Consider the following 1,093-nt stretch of genomic DNA (forward strand, 5'->3'; position numbering starts at 1 on the left):
AAATGGGGCGAAAGTCTGTGGACTCTGTGTAAGACAGTACATGGTTTTTTAACTGTGGTATGCGACGGTGGTGGAAGCAGAAACTTAAATCGTGAGGTTTAGGAATCGCCGCCCTAAAAGTGCGGCGAGGATGTCAATGAGGTTCGCTCGTCCTCTATTTTGATCGCCGACTCGTGCAGTCATGTCTTTTTTTCTCTTAGCTGTTGAACCACCTGCCCTGATTAATACTGTAGCTGAACCGGAAACGGAGGAGCGCCAAGTTTCGGAAAATAGTCCCACGTCTGTAGTTTCCCTCCCTGTCACCCCAGCACCTCTAGAAGCAAAAAAGCCTTCAGCAGAGAGCGTTTCTATTCCCCTCACCGTCACTCCACCCCCGGAAACCGTCGAGGTAAAACCCTTGGTTCCCGATGAGGGTATTCCCTTGGAACCTTTACCTAGCAGTGCGGGTGATGCGGCAACTTTAGGAACACCCCTTTCTGTTCAGAATTCTCCACCCCCCGCAGCCGTTGGTGTCACCATTAATCCCGAAACCGAGATAGTTTCAGGATTAAATCAAAAAGCTCTTAACCAGAAAAATGGCTCAACTCGGCTATTAGTGAGGAAAAAAGGCGAAAAAACCAGCCAAGAATACTTGATTTCCCTCAATAACAGCCTAGCTCAGACCGCTAATCCAGAAGGGGAAAGACCCATGGAATTAGTGGCCGATGAGCAGGAATTTGACCAAAATCGGCAGATTATCACCGCTAGAGGTAATGTCACCCTGCGTTTTGCCGAAAGTGTACTAACGGCCGATCGCTTACAGATTAATCTTCCCGAAAAGTTAGCGGTAGCGGAGGGCCAGGTGATCCTAACCCGGGGAGATCAAATCCTGCGCGGCGATCGCTTTGAATATTATTTCGTCCAGGATAGCGGTGTGGTATTTAATGCTAATGGGGAGATTTTTCAACCCAGCACCGCTAGGGATTTAGGGCAAACGCTGCCCACGGATGTGGGGGCCGGTAGTTCTTTTGCAACCCTAACCGATCGTTTGGCATTAAATCAACCCTTGCAGAGAATCACTACGGGAGAGGGTTTTCAATTTGTCGTCGGGGGA

1 pseudogene is annotated in these 1,093 nt (G+C 49.2%); it reads left to right on the forward strand.

Annotation, left to right across the window (positions count from 1 at the left end):
• Positions 1 to 181: 181 nt before the first annotated feature.
• Positions 182 to 1,093, forward strand: a pseudogene (locus tag PX482_RS08785) (LPS export ABC transporter periplasmic protein LptC); the annotation flags it as partial.

The organism is Microcystis sp. M53602_WE12 (genome assembly GCF_030065455.1).
Taxonomy (GTDB): Bacteria; Cyanobacteriota; Cyanobacteriia; order Cyanobacteriales; family Microcystaceae; genus Microcystis; species Microcystis aeruginosa.